This window comes from Photorhabdus stackebrandtii, assembly GCF_011189495.1.
In the GTDB taxonomy this organism is placed as follows: domain Bacteria; phylum Pseudomonadota; class Gammaproteobacteria; order Enterobacterales; family Enterobacteriaceae; genus Photorhabdus; species Photorhabdus khanii.
This window is the reverse complement of record NZ_PUJV01000006.1, coordinates 45,024-61,880: the sequence shown is the minus strand read 5'-3', so window position 1 is coordinate 61,880 and position 16,857 is coordinate 45,024. Positions and strand designations below refer to the sequence as shown.

Below are 16,857 nucleotides of genomic sequence, written 5' to 3'. Positions count from 1 at the left end.
ATAATTCGACCGGAACCTGAAGACAGGAAGGACTTTGCGCCCCTCCTGTTGTTCCTCTTGCTAGCTCAAGACAATGAAGGCACCCGTACCGCCTACCGGCCTGACGGTTTTGCGACAAGTGCTCGCAAACGCCATCACCCCACTCAACTTAGCCAAGCTAGAGCCCTCCGTGACCAAGGCGGCGGAATCCGCCGCTATTACCGGCTACTGGATGGCCCAGGATAGTTCGAACAAGCCATCCTTGGCCGCTCCCACCCTGGCAAAGCTCTTGACCAAGTAATCAACTCTGATCACCGACAAAGAACCTTCCAGCTTGATTTGCAGATGCCGGTGTGTCACTGCCTGGCTACCGAACACCTTGCGCATCACCAAGACCGTGCCATTGGCTAAGTCGGTCAGCATCAGGTCATCCTTGTGGCGGCTGACGAGGATTTTTTCCGCATCGATCCCCAGCATGATCAAGCGGTCCACAACTTGGCCCAGGTCATCGTTGTCAATGACAACCATGCGGTAATGCGACCACACCGCCTGGCTGAGGCGATAGGTATCGCTATCGGCACCGCCATGCAGCACCACATTGTCGACACCGACGATCAACGGTGGGGTCAGATCGTCCTCGCCCCCGCCCTGAAGTAACAGCGACGAACCAATGCGCTCGACACCGGTGTAATGATTCAGCTTCTGCATACCGGTGGCCTTAACCCAATACAGCACCTGGTCCGTTGGGTTGTACACATACGCCCCCTTCTTTTCGGCAGCGATTCCGACAAAACGCAGGTTGCCCGTGGTAGGGATGCCACCACTGGAGAACACCTGGCCACTGTCGATATCGAACCAGCCTTGCATATCATCACCTTGCAAGGTCAGCACGCCTTTAGCTCGCCACTGACCAGCAACCTCAGCAAGTGCCTGTGGCAGACGAGCGAGGTTATCCTGTTTCCAACCTTTGTCAACGGCAACCAACTGCAATTTGCCGTCATTGGTTCGCAGCAGGATCTCGCCCTTGACGGTGACCAGGCGCAGCCCGGCATCAACTTGATCCGCCGCCTTGAGATGCAATTCAGGCGCCAGCTCACTGGCAGCGGGAAGCTGCGCCGAGATTTCAAGCACTTCATCGGTACCGAACGCGGCAACCAGCGCATCGGCAGTCATAGGCGTCTGACGATACAACTTGCCGCTGGCGGGTTCGAACAGTCGTGCGCCGGAACCGTCCGCTTCAAAGCCCAGAAATTGCAGACGCTTGTCTTGCAGGAGAGCCGAAGCCACAACCACCTGACCGTTGTGGTACCACACCGGCAGCACGTTCTTGCCATCGGCGCCCTTGACTCCGAACACAGCCAAGGTGGCACTGCTGCCGGTGACACTAGTCAGGTCTTTCCACCAGGTGCTGTGCTCCTTGAGCCAATGTTCGCTGACAGCTTCGTAGCTAAAATGCCCCGTTGCCTCGATCCGCGCCACACGCCCGTCCTCAGTCATCGCGACCAGATGACCGTTCAAATTGATCACGTTGGTCAAGGCTGGCGTGGTGACCCGCAATGCGCTCGGCTGGTTGGCATCGAGTACCGCCTGCCCCGGTCCTTCCTGGCGGAACAGGGCCTTTTGCTCCTTGCTGTAGAAGAAAAACACTTCCTTACCACCGAGCTGCGGCATGCTCCCCGCCAACACCAAGTCGGCCGGGATCTGCCAGGCACTGCGGGTCTGCTCATGCTCTTTGAAGCGCTGGGTTTGATCCGACGGTGGCGCCAAATTCGGTTTGATTAGCGTACCGTCGCTGGTGCGTATCCAGTAGCGATGCGGCACACCTGCCGCATCCACGCCGAACACCGTGACCAGAGCCGCACTGGTCGGCTGGATCAGCCGTGCCCCCAGCGTATACATCAGGGTCTCACGCTGGGTGCTATTGCTCCTGTAACCCTGAAGTATGACCTTAAACTCATCACCATGCCGACCGGTGCGGGCTGAAAGCTGGAGCAGCGCATCATCACCCACCGCACTAACCAACTCCATTCGGTCACCGAGGATCCGATAGCTCAGCTCAGCCTCTCTTTCCTTTAGTTGATAACGGCGCGCCAGGTAGACCGCATCCCCCTCCTGCCATAGCCGACTGATCTTGCCCGCATTCTGGTTGAACCACGGCTCAAACTGCGCGTCGACCTGCCCGGTGGCGATGTCTACCCGCCACGCCACCACGTTGTCAGCATCGTAGAAATAGGCATAGTCGCCCATCACCGCACCCAGTTGGGCATGTCTGGCCTGCTCTTGACTGGTGTCGGTGAACAGCATACGGCCCTTGGTCACATCGTAGAAAGCTCGGCCAACATCATGTCCGTTGTGGCTGTAGTTCTCCACCACCACGTATTGTCCATGCAGCTGATGCGCCTTAGCCAAATCACTCAGGTGTTGCTCGATTTGTTGGCCGGGCACCTGCCACTTGCTTGCATCTTCGCTTACCACCTGAGCTGTCAAGCTAGCGAGATCGACTTCGCGCACCTCACCCTTGCCGTTGACCACTAATATCTGCCCGTTATGAGCCAAGTCGAGCTCTACCACAACCCCGCCGACCACCAGCTGGTTCTTCGACACGCTGATACTGTCACTGGTGAGCTGGCTGCTGTCGATGACCCAGCGTGACAACGCATTGGCAACATCGCTTGTGAGCTTAACCCGGCTGCCTTCGTTGAGGCCAATCAGATATTCTCCGCCCGCCCCCTTGATCTCGTAACGCAGAAAACCGTGCAGCTCCTTGGGCAGCTCAGGCACCACCAGTTGCCGGTTGCGCTGATCGAGCACCACCTCGATCGGGGTGTCGACGTACTCATGATGAATCCTGCGAATCGTCTCCTCACCCGGAAAGATGTAAAAGTCGTAGTCGAACCGCTTGTCTTCCTCGAGCCTGCGGATCACATCGAAGCCAGTGTCGTGGCGTGTAGTGGCGCCGGGGAGCAGCATGTATTCGTAGCTGATGTAGGACTTGGGCGTACCCGGCAGGATCACAACATTACTGTCGCTGTGTTCTAGGGTCCGGAAGAGGTCCTTGTAACCAATGCCACTACGTACCTCGATCGCCTGGCTACGGTCGTGGACCATTCGCGGAAAGTCACCAACCCAGAAGAAATAATTGATTTTCCCCGAACCGGTAGAACCAGAATGGGTGCGGTAGATGTACTGGCTGTCAAAGCCTATCTGGTTCTTGCGCAGGTCGAAGCTCTTGATCACCGCCCCGGCAAGGGGCACCAGCGCCTTGTTCTTGTCGTCATAACGATAGCCGTTGCCTTTATACGCCTTGTCAACCATGTCGAAATAACGACCTACCGCTTTGGCATCCTCGGCGACCGCGCCAAAGGCCTGTGCCAGTGCCGTAAAGCCCACCGCGAGCCCGCCAAGGATTACCCCGGCCCCACCGAGTACTGCTCCGGCTGTCGAAGCACCGACCAATCCGGCCCCCACCCCGGCTGCACCGGTGACGAAGCTAGCCGAGTCGAACGCCAGCTGGGTACCGAACACCGCCTTCTGCACATCGTTCTCTGCGTGGGCCAGCTCATAGGCATCCAAACCGACCATGGCTCCTCCAAACAACACACCAGCGCCTTCGTTGACGGTGTGGCCCAAGCTCAAAGCAAAGTCCTTGAGCGAGGTCTCGGCAGCCACCACTTCGCCGCGCAGCGCCGTTCGCACCAGCGCAGTAACTTTGGCCACATCCTGCAGGCCGCCATGAGCCATCTGAACAAAGTTGAGGTAGCTGTGGACCTTAAGCACGGTGGCTAGATCAGGAGAAACCTCTCCGTTTGCCGCATCGTGACGACTCTTGTCAGAAAACCACTGGATCAGCGTCTGTACCGCAAACCCAGCGTTCAACCCATCCACCGGCGCAGCCTCTCCAACTCCGCCGCGAGGCCGCATCTGGCCGTGCTCTAAGGTAAAATGCTCATTCAGCACACTCATGTGCTCATTGACGAAGCGCCGGAATTCAACAAAAGTGCTATCGTTGGTGGGCAGCCAGCGGGTCTGCTCAGGTTGGTCACGGTTGATGAACTGGACCTGGTAGAGACCTTTCCCCTTATCTTCGGTTGTAGCGATGATGGGTAGCCAGCGGCTGTCCAGTTGGTGCGCTTGCGCCAGCCGGATACTAGCGGCTTCAAACCGTGCACCCCATTGCTCGGCATCAAAGGTATTCAGCGCGGTACTCAGCCGTAAGTCTTCCGTGACCCGCTCTTGTACACTCACCGCCTGCTCGATCTGGCGCCGTTGCCCGATGACACTAGTCAGTTCCTCGAGCCGAGTCAGGTCGGCCACATTCAAGCCACTGCCCACGGATACCTCAGCCATCTTGTCGGTATCGAGCTCAATCAGATTGAAGGCCGGCGCAGACTTGCTGCCGAACGAGCCGTAGTGCACAGCCAGCTTACGCTCCACCAAGTGCTGATTCATGGCCCTGGACAGACTCTTGGTGTTGTCGAAGGCAAAGATCCCGACGTTAGGGTCATAGAAGTAGTAGCGACGGCCTTCGGTCGTAACAGTGTTCCCTACCATCATCGAGTGATTCTGGGTATTGAGCGCGAACATTGAGGTGCCAGTCGTTGCGGCCAGCCGCGACACCACTTCGGACAACTTGAACTGGCCCAGCACCGTGGAAGCCTGAACGGCTTCGACATTGGAGTGCAGCCTGACCAGGCTGTTCTTGAGCAACGTGGAGTTGACCGCCAGTGGGTCAGCGGAGGCGAAGAACAGCTTTTGCACCAGGCTGTTGATGCCAACCTCACCGCCACTGGCTAATGCTACAGCCATGACCCTGACCAAGGGGTAGCAACGGCCACCGGATCGATCACCGACCAGCGACAGATAAAAGTCCTGTGGCACCAAGCGATCAAAAACACTGCCGGCATCATGGAAGTTCTCGCTAAGCACCGCAGTCTGCCTCAGTACCTTCACGATGTACTCGGCCTGGCTGGTTTCAGTGATGCGACCGCTCAAGGCTCCTCGTTGCTCGGGGGTGAGATTTCCCTCGAGAAACAGGCGCTTCATGTCCAGGGCCGACATGTTGTCATCCACACCGGGGATTTTGATCGCTCGGAAGTTGCGCAAGCCATTGCTGAACCCGGCAACCCGCGCCACGCGCTGATAATCCTCAGAGATCGCATAACGTTCGCCCACGTTGCTGGTGCGTTCCCCGCCCTGAATGGCCGTATCATCAATCCGTACCACCGCAGCGCTACCGTCTTTGACCTTGATCTGCTGCCAAAGCCAGGTCTTTTCGACCGAGCCAGCTTCACGCAATACCGGATCGTACTGCGCCCTGTAGTAGTCCTGCGTAAGATTGAGTTGCTTGATCTGCTGGTCGATCAAAACCGTATCGTTTGAGGTGTGTCGTGCTTCCTGGAGCTGGTAGCTCTTGTCCGCCACTTGGTCAATGTCGGCTTTGACCTTGGCCTGAACCGCTTCGCGCAACCGAGTCCATGCTGCAATCGCCGGATGCTCGGGAGAAAACATGCCCTCTGTGTAGACACCGTCGGCAACCCCTTCGATCGACACCCCAAACTGCATCGCCACCTTCTTTAATTGTTGGTGAACTTGCTCACGGTAAGTGGCGAACTCAACCTGGTTGCGCTCCACCACCTGACTATCGGCGACCTGGATCAAGAGTGGCTCCGCACCACCGCGCAGCTTCAACCTGACTATCTGTCCGTCTCGTTGATATTCCTGGCGCTGTAACACCAGTTGCCATTCGCCATTAACGTACTGCATGTACGCCGCAGCAAGGCTCTCAGCGATACCGGATACTTGGTAATCCTTGTAGTCGACCGCCATTACCACGTTATCGTACAGCAACGAGCTGTTGACCCGACCGTCGTGGTAAACCCGGTAGGTATTGGCGTCGAGACTGGTCACCACCAGCGAGCAACCCGACAACGTACCAGTGAAGAGAAAGCTGCCCGGTACCGCCTGTTTGGGAATATCCACATAGGCGGGTATCGCATTGGCCTGGTTCGGACCGTTGTAGCCGAGGAAATAGGCCAACACGCTTACGGAGGATATGTCATTGGTTCTTTGCTCGGTGTATTCAAGCTCATACAAGCTGGGCGCGATCTTCACCAGCTGGGCATTACCCTCTGCCGGCAAGCGGCCCAACTTGACCAGCGCCTCGGCACTGATGGTGTGGGTTTTGGCGAACAATGCAGGATCGGCGACAAACTGATAGATGTCGGTACTGCCTTGGCGGGGCTCAAATCCATTACCTACAGACGCCAGCCCGGCCTTGAGTTCGAGATCCTTCACCGCCTGCCCCAACAGCGCCGGCATTGGACCAATGCGGGTAAAACGAGGTGGATGAAACTCATCAGCCTCCGGCAAGCCCTGATTGATAATCGGCAAAACTCGTGCCATTACTCCGTCATACAGTTCACCCTGCAAAGCCATCTTGCTACCTTCAGCGTGGTACTTGTCGAACATCTGTAACATGTCCTTGCCGATACTGCCCACACCCTCCGGTTCATAACGCGCAGCAACGTAGAAGGTTTCGAAGAACGAATGATAACCGTTACGGATCATGAAGGCCGCATTGGCCATCTGGAACTGCCAGTACTGCTTGACGCTCAACGCACCACCGAACAATTCCGGCAAGGCATTACTGACGGTCTGGGTGGTCCCGGAAATTCCCCCCACGAACGGGGTGTCCAAGTTATTCATGTAACGTGTGGCGTCATTATTGGGGTCCGGACGGAACTGGTTGTAGCTACGGTATTTATCGTCCTTGATCAGGTACGGACCATCGTGAAACACCTGCTCCTCAGAGCTGGTATTGAGGATCAAATACGGGTCAGGCTGATTCAACCGGTTATTGATCATAACCTTGCCGGCACCCAGCTCGGCGTGGGGATTGACCGGGACCGCGGCTTTGGAAAGGCCATCGGCTACCGGACGCAAAACATGGAACAAGGCTTGTTTGCGCAGACTCCTGCCCTCATTACTCAACAGCGCCTCTTTAACCGTCAGACGCAGTTGCGCATCGACGCTGTCAAGGCCTTGGTGACCAACCAACAACAGGGTAAGCAGCTTGCCATCCAGCAAGTGCTCAACCGCAGCCTGATCGAAAACCTGTATTTTCGGGTTGCTTGGATGTTGTGCTGCATTGGCGCTGGCAACCCGCTGAGTTTCCGCTTCGACAGCCTGAATGCGCCATTGTTCGTACAGCGGTGCCAGCAGCTTCTTAACCTGGGCGATATCACTTTGCACATAGCCACTTTGCAGGACCTTGACCACAGCCGGGTTTTTCACCAGGCTCGCCGCCAACCCGAACAGCAGCGGGTCATTATCGATGCTCTGCCAGACCGAAGCGGCGAAGGCCTGTTCCCACAGCACCTTGTTCAGGTTATTGCCCTTGATATCGCGCATTCTGTTATAAGTGTACTTCGACTCCAACATCCCTGCGGGGGTGATATGGTTGCGTTCGAGCAAACGCACCAGTTGCTGCTCGAACGCTATGCGTTCGCTGCTGCCTTCAAACAAACGACTGGCCTCCACTCCATAGTCTCGCAATTGATCCAGCTTCTCAAAAAATGCGGCGTTGTATTGATACAATTCGGTAGTCTGCGCCTTGCTCAAGTGACTACTGCTGATCTTGTCACCGTCAACGCTCATCACTACAAAGGGCGTTGCGGACAGGTAGGTTTTGTTCGGGGTTTTGCCCTGTGGCATTTCCAGCAAGTACTGGCGACTGGCAAAACCGACCGAACGTTCCAGCTCATGAATATTGACGAAAAGCCCGTCACGGTCCGGGTGGTAACTGTTCAGGCGAAACCCCTCCAGGCCGATAGTCTGGAAGCTGGAGATATCAGCATTCTGGTTGATCAAGTCACTCAAGGCGCCTGGCAATGGCACCTCACGGGTGATAGTGGTATTCGGAGCCTGGCCGGATACCTGAATCCCGACCTGGTTCGGCACCTTGCGGTCAACGTTGGTTAACAGCATCTTACGACCGTCACCCAGCAACTGCGCCTTGAAACCTTCGCGCAAGGTGCTTTCCGAAACCAGATAATTGGCGAAATACTTCTCGACGAATCCGGTTTTGACCAGCACTGAGCGAATTGGCGCATAGGTCGGCGAGCGAAAGGATGACGGTTCACTCTTGAGCCGGTATTGTTGTTGCCAGGCTAGGGAGCGGGCTGCGGTACCGAAGGAAAAATTGAGTATCCCGTCCGTCGGCACGACCAATCTGCCGTTCTCCAGGAAGAAGTCTTTGAAGCGACCATCGGTGCTGATATTGACCAACGCGACGTTCATGCGAATGTAGCCAGGACGTTCCTCCATCATCAGCAGTGAAATATTTACCGGCAGATCGTCGGAAGCCTTAGGCACCTTGGTCAGCGCGTTGAGGGCCGTCACCTCTTCCGTAGGGGATGCCTTGAGCAAGGCGTTATAGCGGGTACTGACGCCCTTGTAAGCTTGCAGCTCGGAAAACAACGTCACGTATTCTTTACTGAACGTAGAATCGACTACCTGTGTAGTCAGTTGCTGTTCCAAACGCCTGATCTCAGTATCCAGCTTAACCTGCTTGCCCTCCTCATCCTCCCTCAGGGCCGTCGCATTCAGGGTCTTATAACCGCCTGGATTGAGCATGGACAAGGCTTTACCCCAAGTACTGTAAAAGTGCGTCATGGCCGTCTGCTGGCGGCTGTATAACAAGATATCGCGGTCCAGCTGCTGCTTGTAGGCGTTAATCGCCAACGTGCTGGGCTTACCTTTCATCTGCTGCCGTCTTTGCTGTAGCGTCTGCAACTGGTCGCCGACAGAAACGGGATTGTCCTGCATCTGAAAATGCTGGGCAGCCAGCACACTCAGGGTACTCTGCTGCATTTCTTGCAGCCGCTCGTCTACCTGCCTGATGTAGTCGGCATGCTCGCCAGAGCTCATGTTGAACCATTCGGTCTGACGACCCGCCGCCTTGATCTGTCGATTGATCAGGGTATTAAGCAGATTCGTAAAGTCTTTAGATATAAAAGCCATTGCAATGATCCTTTGTCTGTTTTTTGAATGAATCCCTTCGCGCCGCGAAAGGCTGTCTATCGATACGGTTTGACATCCTCCCCAGCCTAAAGACCATAACTGTAGGTACGAACATATTTGGCATATGTATTGTCATTAGGGGGAAGAAAAAGCCGGCTGTTTTTTAACCAACATTAGCCATCTTACGGCCGGTATATTTGATAAGTTGATACAGGCTCCTTTATTTGGGTAATAGTCGCCAGTCATGGTTCTTTAGGTTCGTAAGTATTGGATAGTCAACGTCCCTTTGTTCTGTAGTTGTAGTCATAATTATCTCCTTTATTTTTCGTTTATATTGCAGATCACATGGTTGATAACATTGAATTATAGTCAACTTTGTTTATATTTATATATCAATTATTAATAGTTTGAATTATTTATTCATATTATTATTTGCATGTGAAAATAATTTTCAATCATATTGTTTACATTTTTTATAAAACGTCGAATAAATAATGATGAATTTCAGGAAGGTTATTTATTAGAGAATTGTTATGTTTTATCTTTTTAGGTTTGATATTTTCTGCAAATTTTTCGCACGAAAATATAAGGGATGTGAATAATCTATCTGATGACATTTCAATAAGTCTGAAGGAAATATTGCGTGATTTACCAAAAAATATTTCATATTTTGAAAAATTCTCTATTTTCTTATTTGACGTCAAAATTCAATAGAACTAGCGCCCGGTCAATATTGACGCATTAGGGTATTTATCAATCCCTCACACATCGCAATGTTTTATTGAGAAAACGGTAAGCGGCTTTGGTATTGCATCGGGACGAGAAACAAAAGTCGATTGTTCGTCCATGGAAAAAGAATACTGTCATTACTGACAATCCCAAGAAAGTTTTCAACGGATTGCACAGTGAAAGCGAGAAACAGCCGCTGTTTAAAATTTCATAAAAAACCGCACTGCCAACCTGTAAAACACTATGTTTAACCTTTGGAGTGCGGTTTAAATATTAACTAGCCAGTTTCAGACCAATAATACCGGCAACAATCAGGGCGAGGCTCAATACTCTGGCAAGGCTTGCTGATTCACCCAACACCATAATGCCAAAAATGGCGGTACCTACTGCGCCTACTCCAGTCCACACGGCATAGGCTGTGCCTACTGGTAAGCCTTTCATTGCATAAGCAAGCATCCCTACACTGATAGCCATAGCACCGGCAGTAATAAGACTTGGTGTCAAACGGGTAAAACCATGAGTATATTTCAGGCCAACCGCCCAGATAACTTCAAATAAACCAGCGATAATAAGAATAAACCAGGACATATCAACGCCCATAGAGTTGTGGGGTCGTCCCCGAAAAACCGAAGTATATCCAGGTCGTCCCGAATAACTATTAGAAATGAAGCCAGATTATAATCGTGTAAGATTGTGGTATCAATAGAATAATATTACGATGATCTGAGAACATAAATAATTTATTGTCTTGCACATCAATAAAGAAAAACCGCAGCCTGTTGCCAGAACAGCGGTTTTTACCGAATACAACCAGCGGTTATTTTACGCGGGAAACATATTCGCCAGAACGAGTATCCACTTTAATTACTTCACCGATTTGTACGAACAGAGGCACTTTTACCACAGCACCGGTGCTCAAAGTTGCTGGTTTACCACCTGTACCCGCAGTGTCACCTTTCAGACCTGGATCAGTCTCAATGATTTCCAGTTCAACAAAGTTTGGTGGCGTTACAGAGATAGGCTGACCATTCCACAGAGTCAGGATGCACTCAGCCTGCTCAACTAACCATTTCGCATTCTCTCCAACGGCTTTTTCATCAGCAGCTAACTGTTCGAAGGTTTCGTTGTTCATAAAGTGCCAAAACTCACCATCGTTATACAGGTAAGTCAAGTTCATATCCATTACATCAGCAGCATCTACAGAATCAGTAGACTTGAACGTTTTTTCCAGTAGTTTGCCGGAAATCAGCTTACGGATACGAGTACGGGCAAATGCCTGGCCTTTGCCCGGCTTAACAAATTCACTCTCAATAACAGAGCATGGCTCGCCATCTAACATGATTTTAAGACCTGAACGGAATTCGTTGGTACTATAAGTAGCCATGGAGACCCTCTAATTTAAACAAAATGGCTTAGCCAAAAAATGGCGCATATTATAACCCCAAAGATCCTCATCAGAGAAGACTGGTTGAAACAACTTACAGATGTTATTACCGATCCTGACGAATTATTACAATTGTTGTCGTTACATGAACACCCTGAGCTAACCAAAGGAAGTGGCGCTCGTCGCCTGTTTCCACTGCGAGTACCCAGAACCTTTGCTGCCCGTATGCAAGCAAACGATCCTAATGATCCATTGTTACTACAGGTCATAACAACACCAGAAGAATTTACGCTTACACCTGGTTTTTCCACCGACCCTCTGGATGAACAACACAGTGCCGTTCCCGGTTTATTGCATAAATACCATAACCGCGCACTGTTGCTGGTTAAAGGAGGATGCGCAGTTAACTGCCGTTACTGCTTCCGCCGTCATTTTCCATACGAGGATAACAAAGGTAATAAGCGCAATTGGCAACAAGCGCTAAATTATATTCAACAGCATCCTGAGCTTGATGAGATTATCTTCTCTGGCGGTGATCCGTTAATGGCAAAAGATCATGAACTGGACTGGTTGATCTGTAATCTGGAAAAGATTTCCCATATTAGACGACTACGTATTCATACCCGTCTGCCTGTGGTTATCCCTGCCCGGATCACAACAACGCTTTGCGATCGGCTGTCACAATCGAAATTACAAGTGATCATGGTGACGCATATCAATCACGCCAATGAGATCGACCAATCTTTACGGAGCAGTATGATGATGCTAAAACAAGCAGGCGTCACGCTATTAAACCAAAGTGTGTTATTACGCGGTGTCAATAATCACTCCGATATTCTGGCTGATCTGAGCAATGCTCTATTTGATGCAGGTATTCTGCCCTATTACATTCATGTACTGGACAAAGTACAAGGATCCGCTCATTTTATGGTCAGTGATGAGGAAGCCAGAGGTCTTATCCGGGAATTACTGACAAAAGTTTCAGGTTATCTGGTGCCACGTCTGGCAAGGGAGATTGGCGGAGAACTGAGTAAAACACCATTAGATTTGGGACTAAGGCAAAATTAACAGAAAATTCATGCCCGGATGCTTTTCAGCCGGGCATGTCATTCAAATATAGAATGCGATTACTAACATTTATAGACTTGACCAATCATTTTACTGTCCAGTGGAACAAAGCTTGATAACAGGTTTTCACCTGGGCTGGTTACACCATAAATCACATTTCCGCCCATGACTGCGGCTTTATTGCGTAAATCATTAGCCGCACCACGCATTGAACTGCTCTCATTACTTACACCAGTCATCCAATTACTTTGAATACCGGCCACTTCACCTAATAACTGGCACTCACTGCCTGGCTTAGTATCAACAAAACGAACCTGTGAACCGCCGGAAGTTAATTGATTTGTGGCTGTACACCCTGCTAACAGTAACAATGCTGAAGCACTGAGTAAAACTTTAATTCGCATGTCTTTCCCCATTTATTGTTGGAAATTTCACAATTAATCATCAATATACCTTGTTGTACACCAATATCGCAAAACAAATAATTTATAAAGTCCCCTTTTAAGGTGAAGTGTTTAAGCCAGAAATTTCCTGCCTCAGTATGAATTCAGCCAAAAATAGAGAAAATAAGTGACACCCGTTACGCTCCATTAATAGTGTAAGCATAAAAATTTAATAAAAATATTAAAAGCAAACCATAAATCGCGCCAATTTAATTAACTCTATTTCATTTTTTACCGATAAATCAGATGATATTACATCTTATAGAAATCCACCTATTCAAGGATTTAAATATTATGTTCATCTAAATTTCACATAGATTTTATTATATTTAAATAATTATGAATTTTTTAATTACTACTCTAAGAGATTAAATATAATGGTATTTTTTATATTAATTACCTGAAGACTTTCTGTTTTCAAATTGTTACACTAACAACTGACATATCGGGGATGATAATATCCATTGACACCATGATAACACTCAACCAAGCATTTTCATGATGTCATATTTAGTAATTATCACTCCCCATCACCAATGTGGATATTCTCTGTCAGATAGTCCAGAAATACTCGAACTCGTGATGGGAATTGGCGGCCTGGACCAACAAAAACTGCATATATTTTTCCTCATCACCAAGATGATACTTTTCAAGTACAGGTAACAGCAGACCAGCCTGAATATCGGCATTCACATGGAAACGCGCCAAACGTGCTAAGCCAAGTCCGGCTATCGCAGCTTTACGCATGGCGGGTAAAACCAAAACCGAGCCGATTGTAGCGACCAAGGTCTCCAGGCGTAGAAGGTATCCCCATCCTTTTAAGGTATGAAGGGGCTCCTACCACAACCATTCGGCTTGAGCCCAACCGCCACATCATGAAACGCAGATCGTCCAGAGGACTGACGCGAATCGCCACATCACTACGATCATCAAGTAAATCCACGACCAAATCGCATAATGAGATATCGAGTGTGATCTCTGGGTAGCGTTGCAGAAAATCCGGCAGCAAAGGCATCAAGCAGTGTTTTCCAAACGCAACATGGCAATGCACGCGTATTCGCCCACGAGGCACCGCCCCCTGATTTGCTTCTTGCTCAGCGGCTACGATGTCCTTTTGGTATCTTAGCTCACAATTAAGGCAAGGTACTCTATAGGAAAAGTATCAAGATATCTGACGTGGGCCACCAAGAATCCCCATAATCATGGATTGCAACTTCGTAGTGGGGAAAATCGTTATTGTCACAGACAATAACTTATTTTGAGTTTGAATTGAAACACCACACAACTATTCATCCTTGTGGCATGTTTTCTATCAAAGGGCGTGTGAGCAGGATTAACCTGCTCACACAAGACACATAAAAGCAATGTGACTCTCGTCACATTACATCATGCCGCCCATACCGCCCATGCCACCCATACCGCCTGCTGCACCTAAATCAGCTTTATCATCTTTAGGCAAATCAGTCACCATACATTCAGTAGTGATCATCAGGCCAGCGATAGATGCTGCGAATTGCAATGCAGAACGAGTCACTTTGGTTGGATCCAGAATACCCATTGCGATCATATCGCCATACTGTTCAGTAGTCGCGTTATAACCGTAGTTGCCTTCACCTGCTTTCACGCTGTTTGCAATAACAGATGGTTCTTCACCTGCGTTGTCAACGATCTGACGCAAAGGTGCTTCCATTGCGCGCATTGCAACACGGATACCTACGTTTTGATCTTCGTTGTCGCCTTTCAGGCCAGCGATAGAAGCAGCAACGCGAACCAGTGCAACACCACCACCAGCTACTACGCCTTCTTCCACTGCTGCACGGGTTGCATGCAGAGCATCGTCAACACGGGCACGTTTTTCTTTCATTTCAACTTCTGTTGCAGCACCGACTTTGATAACAGCAACACCGCCAGCCAGTTTAGCTACGCGCTCTTGCAGTTTTTCACGGTCGTAATCAGAAGTAGACTCTTCGATCTGTTGACGGATCTGAACAACACGGCCAGAAATTGCAGTCTGTTCGCCAACACCATCAATAATAGTTGTAGTGTCTTTGTTGATAACGATACGTTTTGCCTGACCCAGATCTTCCAGAGTGGCTTTTTCCAGTTCCAGGCCGATCTCCTCAGAGATAACAATACCGTTAGTCAGAACAGCGATATCCTGCAACATAGCTTTACGGCGGTCACCGAAGCCAGGTGCTTTAACCGCAGCAACTTTTACGATGCCACGCATAGTGTTAACAACCAGAGTTGCCAGTGCTTCACCTTCAACATCTTCAGCAACAATCAGCAAAGGCTTACTTGCCTTAGCTACGCCTTCCAGAACTGGCAACAGTTCACGGATATTGGAGATTTTTTTATCTACCAGAAGAATATATGGGTTTTCTAACTCAACAGAACCGTTTTCTGGTTTATTGATGAAATAAGGAGAGAGGTAGCCACGGTCGAACTGCATGCCTTCAACGACATCCAGTTCATCTTCCAGACCTGTACCTTCTTCAACGGTGATTACACCTTCTTTACCGACTTTATCCATCGCTTGTGCGATCAATTTACCCACAGTTTCGTCGGAATTAGCGGAGATAGTACCTACCTGAGCAATAGAGGTGGAATCTGAGCAAGGTACGGACAGCTTCTTCAATTCTGCAACTGCGGCAATCACGGCTTTATCAATACCGCGTTTCAGATCCATTGGGTTCATGCCAGCGGCTACGGCTTTCAGACCTTCAGTAACAATAGACTGAGCCAATACAGTTGCAGTGGTTGTACCGTCACCCGCAGCATCATTCGCTTTAGAGGCAACTTCTTTCACCATCTGAGCACCCATGTTTTCGAACTTGTCTTCCAGTTCAATTTCACGAGCAACAGAAACACCATCTTTAGTGATTGAAGGCGCACCAAAAGATTTATCCAGAACAACATTACGGCCCTTAGGGCCCAGGGTTACTTTTACTGCATCAGCAAGAATATTCACACCACGTAGCATCTTAACGCGAGCGTCGCTACCAAATTTTACGTCTTTAGCTGCCATTGTTTCTTTCCTTTAAATTCGTTCAGTTAAGAAGATCTAAGCGCAATAATTACGCTTCAACAATTGCCAGAATGTCGCTTTCAGACATGATCAACACTTCTTCGTTGTCGATCTTCTCTGACTTAACACCGTAACCATCGTTAAAAATAACGATATCTCCAACTTTCACACACAGTGCTTTCACATCACCGCTTTCAAGGATGCGGCCATTGCCTACAGCCAAAACTTCACCACGAGTAGATTTACCCGCAGCAGTGCCAGTCAGCACAATACCGCCAGCAGATTTTGATTCAACTTCTTTACGCTTGACGATTACACGATCATGCAATGGACGAATATTCATTGATAGCTCTCCTATAAGAAAGTCCATATCAGGTAAGAGGATTGATACCAGTATGCTTTCATTGAACCAGTATCATAGTAGATTAAATGGGGACTTATTTATGATACTTCAAGGGCAGGAAAAAAAATATTTTACTTTTTTCTTACCTACAGAAAAAAACCGATGATTTAACAAAACATTCAGAAGATAACCTTTTATCAGCGAGGCTTATGCTCGTCATCATCGAGCTTATCATCGTTCAACTTACGGGAAGGGTCATCTTGCTTGCGCTCGTATTCCCCTTCAAAGGTATTATTATCCCGTCTGAACCCACCGCTATTATAAGGACGATAGAAATTAATATGTGGCATCAGTTTCATCATTAATGTTTTTTGAACCGGCGGCAGTAACAGCAGCAACCCAAGGAAATCAGTAAAAAAACCGGGGCATAGTAATAGGAAACCCGCCAGCAAAAGAGAGACGCTTTTTACCATTTCTGCCGCCGGACTCTCCCCAGCAACCAGTTTTTGCTGGATCTGGATAAAATTTCTTATTCCCTGATTACGTACTAAAGAAATACCGACACAAGAAGTAAACAGCACCAGTAAGAGAGTTAACAACACACCTAATTCAGAGGCAACACGTACAAATAAGGTTGACTCAATGTAGACAAGCAAAAATATCAGGATCAATGGCAACCAACGCACTTGATGCTCCTTCAATTGACTGGGATGAAAAGGTTGTATCCTGAATAAATCATATCAACAAAATCCAAGGAACAACCAAGTTAACATTTTTTCAGTTTATTAGAGATTTGATTGGGGTCACAGCCATCGTTTTCAATCTTCTGAAAATCTTACTGATCAAGCCCATAATTGTGATG

At 49.4% G+C, this 16,857-nt stretch carries 11 protein-coding genes; 2 read left to right on the top strand and 9 right to left on the bottom strand.

The window, feature by feature from the left end:
- Positions 1-48 precede the first annotated feature (48 nt).
- Complete coding sequence (locus C5470_RS22450) at positions 49-225, top strand: hypothetical protein (protein ID WP_207626918.1); 177 nt, start codon at positions 49-51, stop codon at positions 223-225.
- Here the strand turns inward: C5470_RS22450 and mcf are convergent.
- The 3 genes from mcf to efp all read right to left on the bottom strand — a co-directional run bounded on the left by mcf (position 205) and on the right by efp (position 11,113).
- Complete coding sequence (gene mcf, locus C5470_RS06805) at positions 205-9,000, bottom strand: insecticidal toxin MCF (RefSeq protein WP_207626917.1); 8,796 nt, start codon at positions 8,998-9,000, stop codon at positions 205-207. The genes C5470_RS22450 and mcf overlap by 21 nt on opposite strands.
- A 1,002-nt stretch (positions 9,001-10,002) precedes the next feature.
- On the bottom strand, positions 10,003-10,317 hold the full coding sequence (sugE, locus tag C5470_RS06800) for a quaternary ammonium compound efflux SMR transporter SugE (protein WP_166287046.1): 315 nt from the start codon (positions 10,315-10,317) through the stop codon (positions 10,003-10,005).
- A gap of 229 nt (positions 10,318-10,546) precedes the next feature.
- Positions 10,547-11,113, bottom strand: coding sequence for an elongation factor P (gene efp, locus C5470_RS06795; protein WP_021324340.1), 567 nt, complete (start codon positions 11,111-11,113; stop codon positions 10,547-10,549).
- A gap of 39 nt (positions 11,114-11,152) precedes the next feature.
- Here efp and epmB point away from each other — a divergent pair, with 39 nt between their 5' ends.
- Positions 11,153-12,181 (top strand): EF-P beta-lysylation protein EpmB, encoded by a 1,029-nt coding sequence (gene epmB / locus C5470_RS06790; protein ID WP_166287044.1) that lies wholly within the window; start codon positions 11,153-11,155, stop codon positions 12,179-12,181.
- 62 nt (positions 12,182-12,243) lie between these two features.
- Here the strand turns inward: epmB and C5470_RS06785 are convergent, their stop codons facing one another.
- The 6 genes from C5470_RS06785 to C5470_RS06765 form a co-directional block, all read right to left on the bottom strand.
- Positions 12,244-12,585: a DUF4156 domain-containing protein gene (locus C5470_RS06785; protein WP_166287042.1), complete on the bottom strand. Its 342-nt coding sequence runs from the start codon at positions 12,583-12,585 to the stop codon at positions 12,244-12,246.
- A gap of 591 nt (positions 12,586-13,176) precedes the next feature.
- Entirely contained in the window at positions 13,177-13,371 is a 195-nt protein-coding gene (locus tag C5470_RS22445; RefSeq protein ID WP_207626916.1) for a type 2 periplasmic-binding domain-containing protein, read from the bottom strand.
- Positions 13,364-13,696 carry a LysR substrate-binding domain-containing protein gene (locus C5470_RS22440; RefSeq protein ID WP_339916098.1) on the bottom strand — a complete coding sequence of 111 codons (333 nt, stop codon included), beginning with the start codon at positions 13,694-13,696 and terminating at the stop codon, positions 13,364-13,366. Before C5470_RS22440 ends, C5470_RS22445 begins: the two co-directional genes overlap by 8 nt.
- Before the next feature lie 309 nt (positions 13,697-14,005).
- Positions 14,006-15,652: a chaperonin GroEL gene (gene groL / locus C5470_RS06775; protein ID WP_166287040.1), complete on the bottom strand. Its 1,647-nt coding sequence runs from the start codon at positions 15,650-15,652 to the stop codon at positions 14,006-14,008.
- Between the two features lie 49 nt (positions 15,653-15,701).
- The gene (locus C5470_RS06770) at positions 15,702-15,995 is read right to left on the bottom strand and encodes a co-chaperone GroES (RefSeq protein WP_011148251.1); all 294 of its coding nucleotides are present in this window, start codon (positions 15,993-15,995) and stop codon (positions 15,702-15,704) included.
- A gap of 197 nt (positions 15,996-16,192) precedes the next feature.
- The gene (locus C5470_RS06765; protein WP_166287038.1) at positions 16,193-16,681 is read right to left on the bottom strand and encodes an FxsA family protein; all 489 of its coding nucleotides are present in this window, start codon (positions 16,679-16,681) and stop codon (positions 16,193-16,195) included.
- Positions 16,682-16,857 lie beyond the last annotated feature (176 nt).